The sequence below is a fragment of the Streptomyces sp. NPDC025273 genome (genome assembly GCF_040638585.1).
GTDB lineage: Bacteria > Actinomycetota > Actinomycetes > Streptomycetales > Streptomycetaceae > Streptomyces > Streptomyces cinereorectus.
Map to the genome: position 1 here is coordinate 338,910 of NZ_JBEZYP010000004.1, position 17,995 is coordinate 356,904.

Consider the following 17,995-nt stretch of genomic DNA (forward strand, 5'->3'; position numbering starts at 1 on the left):
GCGCCCTGATGCGCGTGGTCGCGGTGTGGGCGGTCTCCACCCTCACCATGCTGGCGCTCGCCGGGATCCTGCCCGACTTCCAGCTCCAGTCCGACGACGGTGACACCGTCACCCGGACCGCGTTCACCGCGGCCTGGGGCGCGGGGGCCTTCGGTCTGCTCTCGGCACTGGTGTGGCCCGTCCTCGTACGGGCGCTGCTCGTCGTGCCCGCGCTGGTGCTGGGCGCGCTGGTCTTCTTCCTCAACGGCTCGCTGCTGCTGATCGCGCTGCGGCTCATCCCGGACGGACGCGGGGCGGCCGACCCGCGGACCGCCGTCGTGGTCGCCGCCGTCATGTCCGCCGTGGCCTCCGCCACCTCCACCGCCCTCGCCGTCCGCGACGACGACGCCTACCGGCGCAGGCTCTCCCGCCTCGCCGACCGGCGGCGCCGCCGCAGCGGCACACCCGGCGGCCCGGACCGCGGCCGCGGCGGCCCGCCGGGCATCGTGTTCGTGCAGCTCGACGGGGTGGGTCACGACGTGCTCCGGCAGGCGGCGGCCGACGGCGTCATGCCGACCGTGGCCGGCCTGCTCGCCGACGAGGCCGGCCACCGGCTCACCCCCTGGAGCACCGACTGGTCCAGCCAGACCGGTGCCAGCCAGCTCGGCATCCTGCACGGCAGCAACTTCGACGTGCCCGCGTTCCGCTGGTACGAGAAGGAGACCGGCACCGTCATGGTCTCCAGCCGCCCGGCCAGCGCACTGGAACTGCAGCGCAGGGCCATCGCCCGCACCCGTGACGGCGGCCTGCTCACCGTCGACGGGGCGAGCCGGGGCAACCTCTTCAGCGGTGGCGCCGACCAGCTCGCGCTCGTCCTGTCGATGGCCGCGCGGCGCGGCAAGGGGCGACGGTCGCGCGCCGGGTACTTCGCCTACTTCTCCGACCCGGCCAACGCCGTCCGCACCGCCCTGTCCTTCGTCGCCGAGGTGGGCCGCGAGATGGGCCAGTCCACCCTGGCCCGGATGCGGAAGGAGTCGCCCCGGGTCAAGCGCGGCGGGCTGTACCCCTTCATCCGGGCGTTCGCGACCGTCGTAGAGCGCGATGTGGTCGTCGCGGCGGTCATCGGCGACATGTTCGCCGGGCGGACCGCCGTCTACGCCGACCTCGTGGCGTACGACGAGGTCGCGCACCACTCCGGGCCGCACAGCAAGGACGCGGCCAAGGTCCTCACCCGGCTCGACCGCTCGCTCGGCCTCATCGCGAAGGTCGCGGCGCAGGCCCCGCGCACCTACCGGATCGTGCTGCTGTCCGACCACGGCCAGAGTCCGGGAGAGACGTTCGCGGGGAGGTACGGCCTCACGCTCAAGGACCTCGTACGGGCGGGCTGCGGGCTGCCCGTACCCCGGAGGGCGCATCGCACCCGCAGCGCATCGGAGGCGCGCGACGCCGTGCGGATCGCGCTGCACCGGCCCGTCGGCGAGCAGGAGACGGAGCGCTCCGCCCGGCCCTCCGACCCGGTCGTGCTGGCCTCCGGCAATCTCGGGCTGCTGTCCTTCCCCGACATAGCGGGACGTGCCTCGCGCGAACAGCTCGACCGCCGTCACCCCGCCCTGCTCGGCACGCTCGCCGACCATCCGGGGATCGGCTTCCTGCTCGTGCGCAGCGAGGAGCACGGTTCGGTGGTGCTGGGGCGCGGCGGGGCGGAGGTTCCGGTGGCGGAGCTGACGGACGGGGAAGGGCCGCTCGCCGTCTTCGGCGAGGGCGCGGCGGAGGCGGTGCGGCGCACCGACACCTTCCCGCACGTCGCCGACGTCATGGTCAACTCGATGTACGACCCCGGAACCGGTCGCGTCCACGCGTTCGAGGAGCAGATCGGCTCGCACGGCGGACTCGGCGGCGAGCAGTCCCGGCCGTTCCTGCTGTGGCCGCGCACCCTGACGGACCCGAGGGACGCGGTGGCGGCGGAGGGCGGGACGGCGGCGCACGCCCTCGTGGGTGCGGAGGGCGTCCACCGGATACTGGCCCGCTGGCTGCGGGAACTCTCCGGGCCCCAGGTGCCGCTGCGACCGGAGGGCTTCACCGGTGCGGTACGGGCGGACGGGCCCGTCCTGGGCACGGGTGACGCCGTACCGGGCGGCGGGGACGCCGTGCCGGGGCCACGCGGCTGAAGGGGCGCGAGCCGCGGGGCCGCCGAGCGGAGCCCGTCCGCCGGGGTGGTCCGACAGCCGTGCGAAGGGTTCCCGGCACGCGACCGGTAGCCCGGTCAGGACGGGGAGTCCGCCGTCGGCCGAGGGGATGGAGGGGGCTGGGGGCGTTGTCAGTGGTGGGCGGCAGGATGGTGGTCATGACGACGACTTCAGCTGTTGTGCTCGCCGATGCCGCCTCGTACGCCGCCGCGGTGGAAGAGGCGGCGCAGGCCGCCGCCGCGTACTACGCCACGGGCGAGAGCACGCTCGACGACGACGCGTACGACCGGCTGGTGCGCGGGATCGCCGCCTACGAGGAGGAGCATCCGCAGGAGGTGCTGGACGCCTCACCGACGGGGAAGGTCGCGGGCGGGGCGGCTGTGGGGGACGTGCCGCACACGGTGCCGATGCTCTCGCTGGACAACGTCTTCTCCGCCGAGCAGTTCGTCACCTGGACCGCGTCCGTGGAGCGGCGCATCGGAAGACCCGTCGCCGCGTGGAGCGTGGAGCCCAAGCTGGACGGTCTCGCCGTCGCCGCCCGCTATCGGGAAGGCCGCCTCGACCGGCTGATCACCCGGGGCGACGGGACTGCGGGCGAGGACGTCTCGCACGCGATCGGGACGGTGCTCGGTCTGCCCGAGCGGCTGGGCGCACCCGTCACCCTCGAGGTGCGCGGCGAGATCCTCATGACCGACGAGCAGTTCGAGCACGCCAACACGGTGCGCACGGAACACGGCGGCGCCCCCTTCGCCAATCCGCGCAACGGGGCGGCGGGCACCCTCCGGGCCAAGGACCGGCCCTACCGCGTCGAGATGACCTTCTTCGCCTACGGTGCGCTCGCGCTGCCCGATTCCGGCGAGCTGACCGGCGCCCTGGCCGAGCTGCCGCACAGCGAGGTCCTGGCGTACGTAGCCGGGCTCGGCGTGCACACCGCGGCGGACACGGCGGTCGCGCCGCGCACCGTCGGCACGGTCGAGGACGTGCAGGCCGGGGTGGAGCACATCGCCTCGCTGCGCGCCTCGCTGCCGTTCGGGATCGACGGCATCGTGATCAAGGCGGACCTCGCCGCCGACCAGCGGGACGCGGGCTCCGGGACGCGAGCGCCGCGCTGGGCCATCGCGTACAAGCTGCCGGCCGTGGAGAAGATCACCCGGCTCCTGGAGGTCGAGTGGAATGTCGGCAGGACCGGGATCATCGCCCCGCGCGCCGTCCTGGAGCCCGTCGAGATCGACGGTTCGACGGTCAGCTACGCCACCCTGCACAACCCTGCCGACATCACCCGCCGCGACCTGCGCCTGGGCGACCAGGTGATGGTCTACAAGGCGGGCGACATCATCCCCCGTATCGAGGCCCCCGTCGCCCATCTGCGGACCGGCGACGAGAAGCCGATCGAATTCCCCGAGGCCTGCCCGCAGTGCGGCTCGGAGATCGACACGAGCGAGCAGCGCTGGCGCTGCACGCGCGGCCGCGACTGCCGCCTGGTCGCCTCCATCTCCTACGCGGCGGGGCGGGACCAGCTGGACATCGAGGGCCTCGGAGCCACCCGGGTCGTCCAGCTCGTCGACGCGGGACTCGTCGCCGACTTCGCCGATCTCTTCACCCTGGACCGGGCGCAGCTGCTCACCCTGGAGCGGATGGGGGAGACCTCCACCGACAATCTGCTGGCCGCCATCGACACGGCGCGCGCCCGCCCGCTGTCCCGCGTCTTCTGCGCCCTGGGCGTACGGGGCACGGGACGCTCCATGTCCCGCCGGATAGCCCGCTACTTCGCGACGATGGACCGGATCGTCGCCGCTGACGTGGACACGCTGCAGCAGGTCGACGGCATCGGCAAGGAGAAGGCCGCGGGCGTCGTCACGGAGCTGGTGGAGCTGGCCCCGCTGATCGCGAAGCTGGTGGCGGCCGGGGTCAACATGACGGAGCCGGGCGCGACCCCGCCGCCGGAGCCCGGGGCGGCGCGGGAAGGCGACGCAGAGGCCGGCGGGCCGTCCGCCGATCTGCCCCTCGGAGGCATGACCGTCGTGGTCACGGGTGCCATGACCGGTGTCCTGGAGAAGCTCTCGCGCAACCAGATGAACGAGCTGATCGAGCGGGCCGGGGGGAAGTCCTCCTCCAGTGTCTCCAAGCGCACGAGTCTGCTGGTCGCCGGGGAGAAGGCCGGGTCGAAGCGGACCAAGGCCGAGGACCTCGGCGTCAGGATCGCCGCTCCGGACGAATTCGCGGAGCTGATCTCAGCCTTTCTGGCCCCGGAGGTGTGAACAGCGTCCATCCGGGCGCAAGCCTTGGAATTGCCGGGGTAGTGGCGTTCCTCATCCCGATATTGCATAGTGAGGGTTCGGTCATGCCTCGCTATCTGCGGGTCAGTGAGTGGTGAACGGCCGCAGCGGCAGGCCGGGGTGAGGGGCGATGCGTTCTCTGCGCGACGGACGTCGGCACAGCCGGCCGGTCCCCCCGAGGAGCGGCGGACGCGCCGGCCAGGCGCACCACCACGGCGCCACCCGGGGGATGGCCGTCGACCTGGGCAGCTCCGGAACCCGCGCCTGGGTCCCCGGGCGCGGGCTCGTCGAGTCCGCGTGGGACGACGCCTTCGGCCGCCCCGTGCGGCGGGGGCGCATCGTCGACGCGGAATCCTGCGGCCGGATGCTCGGGCACCTCGCGGACACGGTGCTCGGCCCGGAACGCCACGGCAGCGTGATCGTCCTCAGCCATCCGGTCCTCGCCGGTCCCGAGCACCGGAACCTGGCGGGGGAGCTCCTCGCGGCGCTCGGACCGTCCGGTGCCATGGTCCTCAGCAGCGCCAGGGCCGCCGCGGCGTACGCCGGTCCGCGGGACGGCGGTCCGCTGCTGGTCGTCGACATGGGTGCCGAGCTGACGGAGGTCACCCTGCTGGTCGACAGCGCGGTCGCCGACGCCCGCCAGGCCGAGACGGGCCTCAGTGACCTGGACCCCGGAGAGCTGCCTGCCGAACTCGCCCGGAACGTAATGGATATGATCACGGCCATGTGGCGGCAGGACAAGCACGGAGCGGTGCGCGGCGCACTGCGCAAGGGTCCGGTGCTCACCGGGGGCGGCGCGCTGCACCCCGACGTCACGCACCGGATCGCGCTGCGCCTGGGGACACCGGTCCGGCCGGCCGACGATCCCTCGACCGCGGTCGTCCGGGGCGCCGGAATGATCCTGAACTCCGTCCTGCGCCGTGCCGGTACGGGCACGGGTTCCATCCGTCCGGGCCGGCTGAGGTGAGCCCCCTCCCGGGAGCGCCCCGGGGGAACGCGCCCCCGCGGGGGCGGCCGGACGCACCGGCGCACCAGCTGCGGCACGCCCTGGCCGCGCTCCTCCTCACCGTCCTCACCCTGGTCGGCGGCGCGTCCACGGCCGCCGGGGCGGCAGTGCCTCTGCGGTCCCTCACCGGAGCGCCGCCCGTCACCGGGAACGCGCCCGGCGCGCATGCTCCGGCCCCGACCGCACCCACCCCGCACACCGACCGCACCCTGCGCGCCGGGCATGCCCGTGACCACCGCCCCGTCCGTGCGGCAGGGACCTCAGGCGGGTCAGCCGCCGGGACCCCCTCCGCCGTGGCGACCGCCCCGGGGTGGCGGGCGGAAGCCGCTCCCGTTCCCACGCCCCGGGCCGGCGCCGACCGCCCGCTCGCCCCGCCTCACCTCCCCCCGCCCGGGCACGGCGCCCTGCCGCCGTGCCCGCCGGGCCTGCCCGTCCCCCGGGCCGTCGCACAGGGGACGTCCGGGGCGTCCCTCTACGTACCCGGGCGGATCCGTGCCGAGCTGCCCGGTGTGCGCGGTCCTCCCCGGGTGACGGCCGGACAGCCGGCCCCGCACCGGTCCCGTTCCACAGACCCGTCGTCCGGTCCCCTCTGAGAGGAGGGGCGGACGGCGCCCCCTCGGAGGATTCCCATGACTCGCGCCACCACGGTGCGGGCAGTTCTGGCTGCCGCCGTTCTGCTCGTCTCCGTGTTCATCACGCTGACCATGTCACCCAGACTCGGCCTCGACCTTCAGGGCGGCACCCGGATGGTGCTGCAGGCCAAGGACTCGGACACCGCGAAGGCGGACCGGGAGAGCACCGACCGCACCCTGGAGGTGCTCCGCCAGCGCATCGACTCCCTCGGAGTCTCCGAACCGACACTGACCCGCTCCGGCGAGGACCGGATCATCGTCGAACTGCCCGACGTGCAGGACCCGCGCCAGGCCGCGGAGGTCATCGGCAAGACCGCCCAGCTGAGCTTCCACGCCGTCCAGGGCCCCGGGACCGAGCAGAAGCGGGAGGAGAAGACCGACGCGACGAAGGACGGGCCGACGCTCCCAGACGAGCAGGGCGGACTCCTCGACCTCGGCCCCGCACAGCTCTCCGGCGCAGGCGTCAAGGACGCCGCCGCGAGCTTCGACGCCCAGCAGGGCACGGGCTGGAGCGTCTCGCTCGACTTCCACAAGGACGCGGGCAGGAAGTGGACCGATCTGACCGGGGAGGCCGCGTGCAACCCCGTCCAGGACGAACGCCGTCGCGTGGCGATCGTCCTCGACGGCAAGGTCATCTCCTCGCCGCAGGTCGACCCGTCGGTCGGCTGCAAGGTCGGCCTGCCCTCCGGGTCCACCCAGATCACCGGTTCGTTCAGCGCCGACGAGGCACGCGACCTCGCGCTGCTGATCAAGGGCGGGGCACTCCCCGTGCCCGTGGAGATCGTCGAGCAGCGGACCGTGGGCCCGACGCTCGGGGCGGCCGCCATCGACGCCAGCGCCCAGGCCGCCCTCATCGGAGCCGCGGCCACGGCACTGTTCATCACCTTCATGTACCGGCTGTTCGGCGCGCTCGCCGCGCTCGCCCTGGCCGCCTACGGCCTGATCTCGTACGCCGCCCTCGTCGTCCTCGGCGTCACCCTGACCCTGCCGGGGCTCGCCGGGTTCGTCCTCGCCGTCGGGATGGCGGTCGACGCGAACGTCCTTGTCTTCGAGCGGGCCCGTGAGGAGTGCGCGGAGCGGCCCGACCGCTCGCTGCGCTCCGCGCTGTCCGCCGGTTTCCGCAACGCCTGGAGCGCCGTCGCCGACTCCAACGTGACGACGCTCATCGCGGCGGGGCTGCTCTTCCTCCTCGGCTCGGGACCGGTCAAGGGCTTCGGTGTCACGCTCGCCATCGGCGTCTTCGCCTCGATGTTCTCCGCGCTCGTCATCGCCCGTGCGCTCACCGAGATCGCGGCGGGCTCCCGGTTCGTCAACGACTACCGGGGCGTCAACGGCATCGCTCGGCCGGGCCGCGTCCGCACCTGGCTGAACGAGCGCGACCCGCAGCTGTTCCGGTCGCCGCGCCGCTGGCTGTTCGTCTCCACCGCACTCGTCGCCGTCGCCGTGCTCGGCATCCTCGTGCGCGGTGTGAACCTCGGTGTCGAGTTCACCGGTGGCCGGCTCGTCGAGTACGCCACCAGCCGCCCCGTCGACGTGGAGACCGCCCGCACCACCATCGCCGCCGCCGGGTTCGACGACGCCGAGGTCACCACCGCGGGCGACGGCGACCTCTCCGTGCGTACGGGAAAGCTGGACAACGACGGCGAACACGCCCTGCGGACCGCGCTGGCCGAGGAAGGGGGTGAGACCACCAAGGTGCGGGACGAGCTGATCGGCCCCAGCCTCGGGGACGAGCTGCGGCGCAACGCGCTGATCGCCCTGGGTGTCGCCGTGTTCGTGCAGCTCGCCTATCTCGCGGTCCGGTTCCGCTGGACGTTCGCCGTGGCCTCGGTCGCGGCGCTCGTGCACGACGTCATCGTCCTGGTCGGCGCCTTCGCCTGGCTCGGCCGTACCGTCGACGGGATCTTCCTGGCCGCGCTGCTCACCGTCATCGGCTATTCCGTCAACGACTCGGTGGTGGTCTTCGACCGGGTGAGGGAGCTGTGGGCCAAGCGCCCCCGCACACCGGTCGCCGACGTGGCCAACCGCGCTGTCCTGCAGACCGTCCCACGGACCGTCAACACCGGGATGGGCGCCCTGTTCATCCTGGTCGCCCTCGCCGTGCTGGGCGGTGACTCGCTCGCGGACTTCGCGCTCGCCCTCCTCATCGGCATCTGCGTGGGCACGTACTCCTCGGTGATGACCGCGGTACCCGGGGCGCTCCTCCTGGAGAGGAGCGGCAAGGCCCCGCCGCCGGCCCGCAAGCGTGCGCCCGGCCGGAGGTCGGGGACCCCGCGTGCGCGGCGGGATCCGCTCGACAACGGGGCGCGGGTCTAGTGCCGCAACAGGCGACGTTCGCCCCGTCGCGACGCGTGGCACGCCTCGCCGCACCGGCCGACCCGAGTACGTCCCGTACGAGGACTTCCGGCCGGCACGCCGAGAGCCACGCACCCGACGCCGCTCCTTGACGGGCAAACGTTGCCTGCCACGGCACCGGCCATGGCTCCCGTCCGGGCCCGGCAGGGGTCCCGCGTCCCGCTCAGGCCGGACCAGGGGCCCCGCGGGCCCGGCACGTCCTCTTCACGGGCCCGCCTCCCCGCCGGGGAGGCGGGCTACTCGCGGCTCGCCCTCGTCTCCTCCACGACCGGGGCGCGGACCGGCGGACCGGCCGTGCACCCGGTCCGCGCCGCTGCCCCGGACCCGCCCGCCGCCCGTCACCGCAGGAGCGCGTGCAGACGGTCGGCGGTGGACCGGTCGGCCGGCAGGAACGTCTCGATGGCGAGCTCGGCCACGGTGATGTCCATCGGGGTGTTGAACGTCGCGATGGACGCGATGAACGAGAGCACCTGCCCTTCGTGCAGGATCCGCAGCGGCAGCGCGAGCGAGGGAACGCCCCCGCCCACCGCGGCCGGGGCGCACCGCGGCGGCTCGGGTACGGGGTAGGCGGCGACCTCCTCGTACAGGGAGCGCAGCTCGGCGGAGCGGACCAGGGCGATCTGACGTTCCATCTGGGCCAGCAGATCGGCTCGCCACTCCGGCAGGTTCAGGATGCGCGGGGCCAGACCCTCCGGGTGCAGGGTGAGTCGCATGGCATTCGGCGCCGGGGTCAGCAGATGCTCGGGCACCCCCTCCAGCAGGACCTGGATCCCCCGGTTGGCGGCCACCACCGTGTACGTGGCATCGACGACGAGGGCCGGATACGGTTCGTAGCCGGCCAGCAGCCGTTCCACGGCCTCGCGCAGTGCGCCCATCGACGGGTCGTCGAGGGACGTCTCCGCGAAGCGGGGCGCGTAACCGGCCACCACCAGCAGTGCGTTGCGCTCCCGGACCGGAATGTCGAGGTGATCGGCCAGCCGCAGGATCATCTGCTCGCTGGGACGCGCGCGGCCCGTCTCGACGAACGAGATGTGCCGGGCCGAGGAATCCGCGCGCAGCGCCAGCTCCAGCTGGCTGATCCGCCGCTGTTCCCGCCAGCCGCGCAGCAGTGGCCCTACCCCCGTGTCAAGCGCGACAGTTGTCATACCCAGACCGTAACGTCACCGGCAGTGCTGATCACGTCGATCCCGGCAGGAGCCTCGCATGCCCGCTGAACCACTGTCCGCGCACGACATCGAGGCCGGGCTGCGCGACCTGCCCGGCTGGCGGCTGGAGGAGAACAGGATCACCCGTACCTACCGGCTGCCCTCCCACTTCGCCGCCACCGGGCTGACCGTCCACGTTGCGCAGATCCAGGAGGAGCTCAACCACCACGCGGATCTGACGCTCGGCTACAACACCGTCCGCCTCGCCGTGAACTCCCATGACGCGGGCGGCGCGGTCACGCGGAAGGACCTGACACTCGCCGGGCGGGTGGAAGCGGTTGCGGCGGGCCACGGCGCGGAGTGACGCCTCACGGCGCCGGGGCGCGGCGCCGTGAGGCGGTGAGCCGGCTGAGCACACTCACCGGTGCCAGGCGCCGTCCTCGGCGGCATCGCGCGCGTACGCGGTGAAGTCCTTCGCCTCCCTGCCCAGGGCCCGCTCCACCCCGTGCGTCGTCGTCGCGTTGTGACCGTCCAGCAGCATCGTGAACAGGTCCGCCAGGAAACCCGCCTCGGCCGCGGGCAGGCCACAGTCCTCCAGTACCGCCGCGTACGCCGGACCGGAAACCGGCACGTACCGCACCGGGCGCCCCGTCACCGCGGTGAGCTCCGCGGCCACCTCGTCGAAGGTCAGCAGCCGCGGTCCCGTCAGCTCGTGGACCGCTCCCGCCGGACCGCCCCCGGTGAGCGCGGCCACGGCCACATCGGCCAGATCGTCCGCGTCCACGAACGGCTCGGCCGCGGAGCCCGCCGGGAAGACCAGCTCGCCCCCGAGCACGCCGTCCAGCAGCGCGCCCTCGCTGAAGTTCTGCGCGAAGAACGCCGAGCGCAGAACGGTGAGTTCGACGCCCGTCGCCGCCTCCCGCAGCGCCTCCTCCGCGACCACGGCCTGCGGCTCACCGCGACCGGAGAGCAGCACCACCCGGCGTACGCCGCTGCCGGCCGCGATCCGTCCGAAGGCGGCCATCGCCTCCGGTGCGCCGGGGGCCGCCAGATCCGGGTAGTACGCGACGTACGCCGCGTCCACGCCCCGCAGGGCGGGCTCCCAGCCGGACTCGTCCTCCCAGTCGAAGGGCACGCCGCCGCCACGCGAACCCGACCGGACCGGGACGCCGAGGGCGGTGAGCCGCTCCACCACCCGGCGGCCCGTCTTGCCCGTGCCGCTCGTCACCAGCACGGTGTCCTGCTTCTGAAGTTCCCTGTTCGTCGTCATGGTCCAAGGCTCGCCGGGATGCCCGGCACGGAACATCCTCCAGGGGCTCAACTCCATACGCGTGCGTCCACGCAGGTCCCGGGGGTCCTAGGCTGGCCGGCATGGACGCACTTGCCGGGCTGCTGGACGGACCGAGGGCCCGGGGCGCCTTTCTGCTCCGGATGGTGATGGATCCGCCCTGGGCGGTCAGGGTCGAGGACCGCGCGCCGCTCTGCCTGATGTCCGTGACCCGGGGCGAGGCGTGGATCCTTCCGCCGGGCGGGGCCGAACCCGTCCTGCTGGGCCCGGGGGACATCGCCGTCATGCGCGGCCCGGAGCCGTACACCGTGGCAGACCGGCCCGGCTCCGTCCCGCATGCCCGCGTCGGACCCGGCGGTGTCTGCAGCACGCTCCACGGGGAGCCGCTCGCCGAGTCGATGCGGCTGGGGGTACGCACCTGGGGCAACGCGCCCGACGGCGCGGCCTCCCTGCTGGTGGGCACGTACGCGCTCGACGGGGAGATCAGCCGGCGTCTGCTCGACGCGCTGCCGCCGCTCCTCCGGCTCCCCCCGGACGCCCGCAGCGGCCCGCTGCTGAAGCTGTTCGAGGCCGAGATCTCCCAGGACGAACCGGCCCAGGGCGTCGTCCTGGACCGCCTGCTGGACCTGCTGCTGATCGCGGTGCTCCGCACCTGGTTCGCCCGGCCCGGGGCCGAGGCACCGGGATGGTACCTGGCCCTGGGCGACCCGGTCGTCGGCCGGGCGCTGAGACTCCTGCAGGACGCGCCGGCCCACCCCTGGACGGTCGCGTCGCTGGCCGCCAGGACCGGAGTCTCCCGGGCCGGGCTCGCGCGGCAGTTCACCGAACTGGTCGGGGAGCCGCCGATGGCCTACCTCACCGGCTGGCGCCTCGCCCTGGCCGCGGACCTGCTGCGGGAGACGGACGTGACGGTGGAGACCGTCGCACGCAAGGTGGGCTACAGCGGCTCTTTCGCCTTCAGCGCCGCCTTCAAACGGGTACGGGGCCTCAGCCCACAGGAATACCGTAACGGGAAACCCGTTTGCTGAACCGGCAAGGAGAATCGCCTGGAGAGGCATTCCCGTGGAAGCTGAGCCCCATGAGCAAGCACACCGCGCACGCGCGCGCCGAGGGCCACGCCCACACCCATGAGCACCACTCCGACGACTTCGACTGGGACGTCGTGGCACCGGTGCTGGAGCAGGAGGCCGAGCTCGGCAGCCCGCAGTACGAGGAGGCCGCCCGCTGGATCGCGGGCCTGCCCACCGCACCGCGGGTGCGCCGGGTCCTCGACATCGGCTGCGGCCCCGGTGTGGTCAGCTGCCTGCTGGCCGACGTGTTCCCCGAGGCCGAGATCCTCGCCGTGGACGGCACCCCCGCCCTCCTGGAGCGCACCAGGGCCCGCGCGGAGCGGCACGGGGCGGGGGAGCGCGTACGCACCCTGCATGCGGAACTCCCGCAGGACCTGGGGACGTTGGGCGAGGCCGATCTGATCTGGGCGGGCAACATGCTGCACCACGTCGGCGACCAGCGAGGCGCTCTGGCCGGCTTCGCCAGGCTGCTCAGGCCCGGCGGCACCGTCGCCCTGGTCGAGGGCGGGCTGGCCACCCGGTACCTCCCGCGTGACATCGGCTTCGGCAGGCCCGGACTGGAGGCCAGGCTCGACGTCGTCTCCGCGGACCGGTTCGAGGACATGCGCGCCGCACTGCCGGAGACCACCCGGGAGACCGAGGACTGGAGCGCCCTGTTCGCGGCCGTGGGCCTGGAGCCCCAGGGCACCCGCAGCTTCCTGCTCGATCTTCCGGCCCCGCTGCCCGCCGCCGCGCTCGACCGTGCCGTCACGGACTTCGCCCGCAGGCGCGAGGCGTTCGCGGACCGCCTGACGGCCGAGGACACCGCCACGCTCGACCGGCTGCTCGATCCCGCCGACCCCGCCGGGCTCCGGCTGCGCCCGGACGTCTTCACCCTGTCCGCGCGCACCGTGCATCTCGCCCGGCGGGCGCCCCGTACCACCGACTGACAGCGTCAGGAATCAGCCACCCGCACCGGCCGCCACCACGCGGCGTCCTCCCGCTGCCGGACGTCGCCGTCGTCCTCGGCCGAAGCGGCGGGAGCCTCAGGCACCGAGGTTGAAGGCGCCCGGGTCGGCGCCGATGCGCCTGCCCTCGTCGAGTGCGGCGAACGCGGCCAGGTCGTCGGCGTCCAGCTCGAAGCCGAACACGCCGAGGTTCTCCACGATCCGCGACGGGGTCACGGACTTCGGGATCGCGACGTGGCCCGTCTGCAGGTGCCAGCGGAGCACCACCTGGGCGGGGGTCCTGCCGTGCTTCCGGGCGATCGCGACGACGGTCGGGACCGTCAGGCCCTTGCCCTGTCCCAGCGGCGACCAGGCCTCGGTGACGATGCCGTGCCGGGCGTGGAAGGCGCGGGCCTCGGCCTGCTGGAACTGCGGGTGGAGCTCGATCTGGTTGACGGCGGGCACGACGGAGGTCTCGCCCATCAGGCGCTCCAGATGCGCCGGGAAGAAGTTCGACACACCGATGGACTTCGCACGGCCGTCGGCGTGGATCTTCTCCAGGGCCTTGTACGTGTCGACGTAGGCGTCCTTGGCCGGCACCGGCCAGTGGATCAGGTAGAGGTCGACGTGGTCCAGGCCGAGCCGGTCCAGCGAGGTGTCGAAGGCACGCAGCGTCGAGTCGTAGCCCTGGTCGCTGTTCCACACCTTGGTGGTGACGAACAGCTCGTCGCGCGCCACACCGGAGGCCGCGATGCCCTTTCCGGTGCCCGACTCGTTGCCGTAGACCGCGGCGGTGTCGATGCTCCGGTATCCGGCCTCGATGGCCGTGGCCACGGCCTTCGTGGCCTCGCGGTCCGGCACCTGCCAGACACCGAAGCCGAGCTGCGGCATTGCGAGGCCGTTGTTCAGGGTGAGGGAAGGGACCTGGCTCACGAGCAGTCGATCCTTACGTCGTCGGTCGGTTCTCCCGGAGGAACGATCAACGCGGCCTGCGCATCCCCACCTGCGACGAACCGGCGGACGGAAGAACGAGGCGGAACGGAGAGGACGCGTGACGTTCCGTCAGGAAGCGTATCCCGGCCGAGCGGTGGGCGGGGCCGGCTCAGCGGTAGAGGGCGTCGATCTCGACCGCGTACGCCGTCTCGATCGCCTTCCGCTTCAGCTTGAGCGACGGCGTCAGCAGACCGTGCTCCTCGGTGAACGGATGCGCCAGGATCCGGAACGTACGGATGGACTCCGCCTGCGACACCGCGGTGTTCGCCGCCACCACCGCCCGCCGGACCTCCATCTCCAGGTCGGGGTCGCGCACCAGGTCCGCGACGGGCTTCGGCGTCCGGCCCTGCATGCCGAGCCAGTGGTCCACCGACTCCTGGTCCACGGTCACCAGCGCGGCGATGTAGGGCCGGTCGTTGCCGACGGCGATGCACTGCGCCACCAGCGGGTGCGCGCGCACCCGCTCCTCCAGGCCGGCCGGTGACACGCTCTTGCCGCCGGACGTCACCAGGATCTCCTTCTTGCGTCCGGTGATGGTCAGATAGCCGTCCTCGTCGAGCGCCCCCAGGTCGCCGGTGGCCAGCCAGCCGTCGTGCAGCACGGCGTCGGTGGCCTTGGGGTCGCCCAGGTATCCGGAGAACACGTTGGCGCCGTGCACCCACACCTCGCCGTCCCGGGCGATGTGCACGCTGGTCCCGGGGATCGGCAGGCCGACGGTGCCGTAGCGGGTGCGCTCGGGCGGATTGGCCGTGGCGGCGGCGGTCGTCTCGGTGAGTCCGTACCCCTCGTAGATCGTGACGCCCGCACCCTCGAAGAACAGGCCCAGCCGCCGGTCCATGCCGGAACCGCCCGACATCGCGTGCCGCATCCGGCCGCCCATGGCCTCGCGGACCTTGCGAAAGACGACCTTGTCGAAGAACTGGTGCCGCATCCGCAGCCCGGCGGAGGGCCCGGGACCCGTGCCGAAGGCCCGTTCCTCCATCGCCTCCGCGTACTGCACCGCGACCTCGACGGCCTTGTCGAACGGTCCGAGGCGGCCTTCCGTCTCCGCCTTGCGCCGCGCTCCGCCGAAGACCTTCTCGAAGATGTGCGGCACCGCGAGGATGAAGCTCGGCCGGAACGACACGAGGTCCGGCATCAGCGCCTTCGCCGACAGCTCCGGCTGGTGGCCCAGCTTCACCCGGCCCCGCAGCGCCGCGATCTCCACCATGCGGCCGAAGACGTGGGCGAGCGGCAGGAAGAGCAGCGTCGCGGACTCGTCGCCGGGCCTGGAGCGGAAGACCGGCGCCCAGCGGGCGGCCATGGTGTCGGACTCGAACATGAAGTTGGCGTGGGTGATCACGCAGCCCTTGGGGCGTCCCGTCGTGCCGGAGGTGTAGATCAGGGTCGCCACCGAGTCGGGTGTCACGGCGCGACGGTGCCGGTGCACCACCTCGTCGTCGATCTGGACCCCGGCGTCGACGAGCTCGGTCACCGCGTCGGCGTCCAGCTGCCAGAGCCGCTTCAGACGCGGCAGCCGGTCGATCACCGAGCCGATCGTCATCGCATGGTCCTCGTGCTCGACCATGACGGCCGCGACCTCGGCGTCGTGCAGCATCCACAGGACCTGCTCGGCCGACGACGTCGGGTAGACGGGCACGGACTGCGCGCCCACGGTCCAGAGGGCGAAGTCGAAGAGCGTCCACTCGTAGCGGGTGCGGGACATCAGGGCGACCCGGTCGCCGAACCGGACGCCGTGCGCGATCAGACCCTTGGCCAGCGCCAGCACCTCGTCGCGGAAGGTGGCGGCGGTGACGTCGTGCCACTGTCCGTCGGCGTCCTTGCGGCCGAGGGTGATCCGGTGCGGATCGTCCTCCGCATAGTCGAAGACGGTGTCGGCGAGGCCGCCTACTTGAGGGGCGGCGGCCAGGGGTGGGACAGTGAACTCGCGCAATGACCTGCTCCTTGTGGCGCTCCGCACGGCGCCGCGACGCTACCCCAACCGGCGGGGCGGCGGGAGGGTCCGAAGTCTCCTGAAATCGAGGCATCCGAACAGGTCAGCGACAGAAATCGGGCCAGATGGGCCGGGCTCGGGCGGACTTCTGACCGCCGGGTAAGTAGCTCGCGTGGGAATCTCCACCGAATCTGTACGCCGCGCTTACGCGGGCGCCGTGCTCGGGGGCGTGCCGGGACCGCGGTACAGCCGGTCGCCGCCCGCCAGGATCGCCCCGGCCAGGGCATCGGCCGCCTCCTGGGCCGCGTCCCCGCGCCGCCCGTGCACCAGGACGAAATCCACCTCGCCGAGCTCCGGCGGACCCGCCCAGCCGGCAGCGCCTCTCAAGGACGTCCGGTACATCCCGGAGCCGGCCGCACCTCTGAGTTGAGCTTGTCATTTATCCCGGCGGCCTCACCTTCTCCGACCCGGACCGCCATATCTGAGCGCTACCGCCACGGGTTGCGCCACGTCCAGGACCAGCTCACCACCTAGCCCCACCGCCCGGTGTGCCGGCGCCTCCACCTGGACAGTGGTCGTAGCCGGCCCGGCTCCCGCCTCGGATATCGTGTTCCTCTACGGGGTGCCATAACGGATGTGACGCCCCCCACCGGAGGTAGTCAGCGTATGAGTTCAAAGCGCAGCAAGAATCCAGCCCTGCCCGTACTTGACGACGCATTCCGACTCGCGTCGGTCAAGGACGCCGAAGAGTCCACCCGTGACTTGGCCGCGCGGCTGGCCACCACCGAGCTGCGCCGCGTTTCCCACCCGGGCCGGGTCACCTGGGAGCCCACCGATCAGGCCGAGCCCGTACCGGTCCCGCCGACCGTGGTCGACGGTGACGGGGACCTGTGGCTGCGGGACCGGGGCACTGGCACCTGGACCATGCCCGAGTTCAACCCGAAGGAGTTCCCGGCCCGCTGTGGCGAGGTTCTGACGTGGAACGAGCTTGCCCGCGAGTACGGCCCGCTGACCGCACTGGCCGACGACCGCCGCATCGGCGGCGGCCGGCGCTGACCGCGCGGCCTTCTGGGATGACCGCGCCCCTGAAGCGCCCGTGACGGGTAGCTGGGAGCTCCAGCTCACCGCCGAGCTCGACGATGGCGGCGAGCAGGTGAGCGTGGTGGTGGCGTGCGACGGCATCGAGCAGCGTGGTGCGGGCCTGGCGCCACCCTCGCCTGAGACGGCCGCGTTGACCAGGCACCGGTCAACGGCGTCGCAGGCGTCCGAGGCGCGCAGGAGAGGGTCCGGCCGGTGCAGGGGGGCGCTCCCCGTCGGCCGGCCCCTTGACGCGTGCGGCGGACGGGCCGCCTCAGCCCCCGCCCACCGCCGCCTCCAGGACGATGCGGTGGTCACCCGCGTACACGTTCATGGACGGACCCCGCAGGAAACCGACGAGGGTCAGTCCGCTCTCGGCCGCGAGGTCCACGGCCAGTGACGACGGTGCCGAGACCGCCGCGAGCATCGGGATCCCGGCCATCACCGCCTTCTGCACCAGCTCGAAGGAGGCGCGGCCCGACACCAGCAGGATCGACCGCGAGAGCGGCAGCCGGTCGTCCGTCAGGGCCCGCCCCACGAGCTTGTCGACCGCGTTGTGGCGGCCGACGTCCTCCTGGACGTCCATCAGCTCGCCCTCCGGCGAGAACAGCGCTGCGGCGTGCAGGCCGCCGGTCCGGTCGAAGACCCGCTGCGCCGCGCGCAGCCGGTCGGGGAGGACGGAGAGCAGCGCGGGCTCCACCCGGAGCGGGGGGGTGTCGGCGACCGGGTGGCGCGTCGTGGTGCGTACGGCGTCGAGGCTGGCCTTGCCGCAGAGCCCGCAGGACGACGAGGTGTACACATTGCGTTCCAGCGTGATGTCGGGGACCTCGACGCCCGGCGCGAGCGTCACGTCCACCACGTTGTACGTGTTCACGCCGTCCGCCGTCGCCCCGGCGCAGTACACGATGGACCGCACATCGGAGCCCTCACCGATCACCCCCTCGCTCACCAGGAAGCCGGCCGCGAGCGCGAAGTCGTCGCCCGGGGTGCGCATCGTGATGGCGAGCGGCCTGCCGTTCAGCCTGATCTCCAGAGGCTCCTCGGCGACGAGGGTGTCGGGCCGGGTGGTGACCGCCCCGTCCCGGATGCGGATGGTGCGGCGACGCTCGGTGACCCGTCCCATAGCCGA

13 protein-coding genes and 1 pseudogene are annotated in these 17,995 nt (G+C 73.0%); 8 read left to right on the forward strand and 6 right to left on the reverse strand.

Translation table 11 applies throughout. The features are described 5' to 3' along the window. Positions 1 to 8: 8 nt before the first annotated feature. From AB0F38_RS10380 to secD, 4 genes are all read left to right on the forward strand, one after another. On the forward strand, positions 9 to 2,147 hold the full coding sequence (locus AB0F38_RS10380; protein WP_361889863.1) for a phage holin family protein: 2,139 nt from the start codon (positions 9 to 11) through the stop codon (positions 2,145 to 2,147). A 176-nt stretch (positions 2,148 to 2,323) separates the two neighbouring features. Further along, positions 2,324 to 4,423 (forward strand): NAD-dependent DNA ligase LigA, encoded by a 2,100-nt coding sequence (gene ligA, locus AB0F38_RS10385; protein ID WP_361889725.1) that lies wholly within the window; start codon positions 2,324 to 2,326, stop codon positions 4,421 to 4,423. Between the two features lie 148 nt (positions 4,424 to 4,571). Then, positions 4,572 to 5,408, forward strand: coding sequence for a rod shape-determining protein (locus AB0F38_RS10390; protein WP_361889728.1), 837 nt, complete (start codon positions 4,572 to 4,574; stop codon positions 5,406 to 5,408). 668 nt (positions 5,409 to 6,076) lie between these two features. Continuing rightward, entirely contained in the window at positions 6,077 to 8,395 is a 2,319-nt protein-coding gene (gene secD, locus AB0F38_RS10395) for a protein translocase subunit SecD (RefSeq protein ID WP_361889731.1), read from the forward strand. Positions 8,396 to 8,772: 377 nt separating this feature from the next. On the opposite strand, the gene AB0F38_RS10400 is transcribed toward secD, so the two are convergent. Beyond that, positions 8,773 to 9,579 carry a helix-turn-helix transcriptional regulator gene (locus AB0F38_RS10400; protein WP_361889734.1) on the reverse strand — a complete coding sequence of 269 codons (807 nt, stop codon included), beginning with the start codon at positions 9,577 to 9,579 and terminating at the stop codon, positions 8,773 to 8,775. Between the two features lie 58 nt (positions 9,580 to 9,637). Between AB0F38_RS10400 and AB0F38_RS10405 the strand changes: the two genes are divergently transcribed. Then, positions 9,638 to 9,943, forward strand: a complete 306-nt coding sequence (locus AB0F38_RS10405; protein ID WP_361889736.1) for a 4a-hydroxytetrahydrobiopterin dehydratase — start codon at positions 9,638 to 9,640, stop codon at positions 9,941 to 9,943. A gap of 54 nt (positions 9,944 to 9,997) precedes the next feature. On the opposite strand, the gene AB0F38_RS10410 is transcribed toward AB0F38_RS10405, so the two are convergent. Then, complete coding sequence (locus AB0F38_RS10410; protein ID WP_361889739.1) at positions 9,998 to 10,849, reverse strand: NmrA family transcriptional regulator; 852 nt, start codon at positions 10,847 to 10,849, stop codon at positions 9,998 to 10,000. A 101-nt stretch (positions 10,850 to 10,950) separates the two neighbouring features. On the opposite strand from AB0F38_RS10410, the gene AB0F38_RS10415 reads away from it, so the two are divergent. Further along, on the forward strand, positions 10,951 to 11,895 hold the full coding sequence (locus AB0F38_RS10415; RefSeq protein ID WP_361889742.1) for an AraC family transcriptional regulator: 945 nt from the start codon (positions 10,951 to 10,953) through the stop codon (positions 11,893 to 11,895). 50 nt (positions 11,896 to 11,945) lie between these two features. Next, complete coding sequence (locus tag AB0F38_RS10420) at positions 11,946 to 12,866, forward strand: class I SAM-dependent methyltransferase (RefSeq protein WP_361889745.1); 921 nt, start codon at positions 11,946 to 11,948, stop codon at positions 12,864 to 12,866. Between the two features lie 96 nt (positions 12,867 to 12,962). On the opposite strand, the gene AB0F38_RS10425 is transcribed toward AB0F38_RS10420, so the two are convergent. The 3 genes and pseudogenes from AB0F38_RS10425 to AB0F38_RS10435 form a co-directional block, all read right to left on the reverse strand. Continuing rightward, positions 12,963 to 13,796, reverse strand: coding sequence for an aldo/keto reductase (locus AB0F38_RS10425; RefSeq protein WP_361889748.1), 834 nt, complete (start codon positions 13,794 to 13,796; stop codon positions 12,963 to 12,965). Between the two features lie 169 nt (positions 13,797 to 13,965). After that, entirely contained in the window at positions 13,966 to 15,765 is a 1,800-nt protein-coding gene (locus AB0F38_RS10430) for an AMP-binding protein (RefSeq protein ID WP_361889865.1), read from the reverse strand. A 228-nt stretch (positions 15,766 to 15,993) separates the two neighbouring features. Further along, positions 15,994 to 16,155, reverse strand: a pseudogene (locus tag AB0F38_RS10435) (LysR family transcriptional regulator); the annotation flags it as partial. 300 nt (positions 16,156 to 16,455) lie between these two features. Between AB0F38_RS10435 and AB0F38_RS10440 the strand changes: the two are divergent. Continuing rightward, positions 16,456 to 16,845, forward strand: coding sequence for a hypothetical protein (locus AB0F38_RS10440; protein WP_361889751.1), 390 nt, complete (start codon positions 16,456 to 16,458; stop codon positions 16,843 to 16,845). A gap of 295 nt (positions 16,846 to 17,140) precedes the next feature. On the opposite strand, the gene fdhD is transcribed toward AB0F38_RS10440, so the two are convergent. Next, positions 17,141 to 17,989, reverse strand: a complete 849-nt coding sequence (gene fdhD, locus AB0F38_RS10445) for a formate dehydrogenase accessory sulfurtransferase FdhD (RefSeq protein ID WP_361889754.1) — start codon at positions 17,987 to 17,989, stop codon at positions 17,141 to 17,143. Between the last annotated feature and the right edge of the window lie 6 nt (positions 17,990 to 17,995).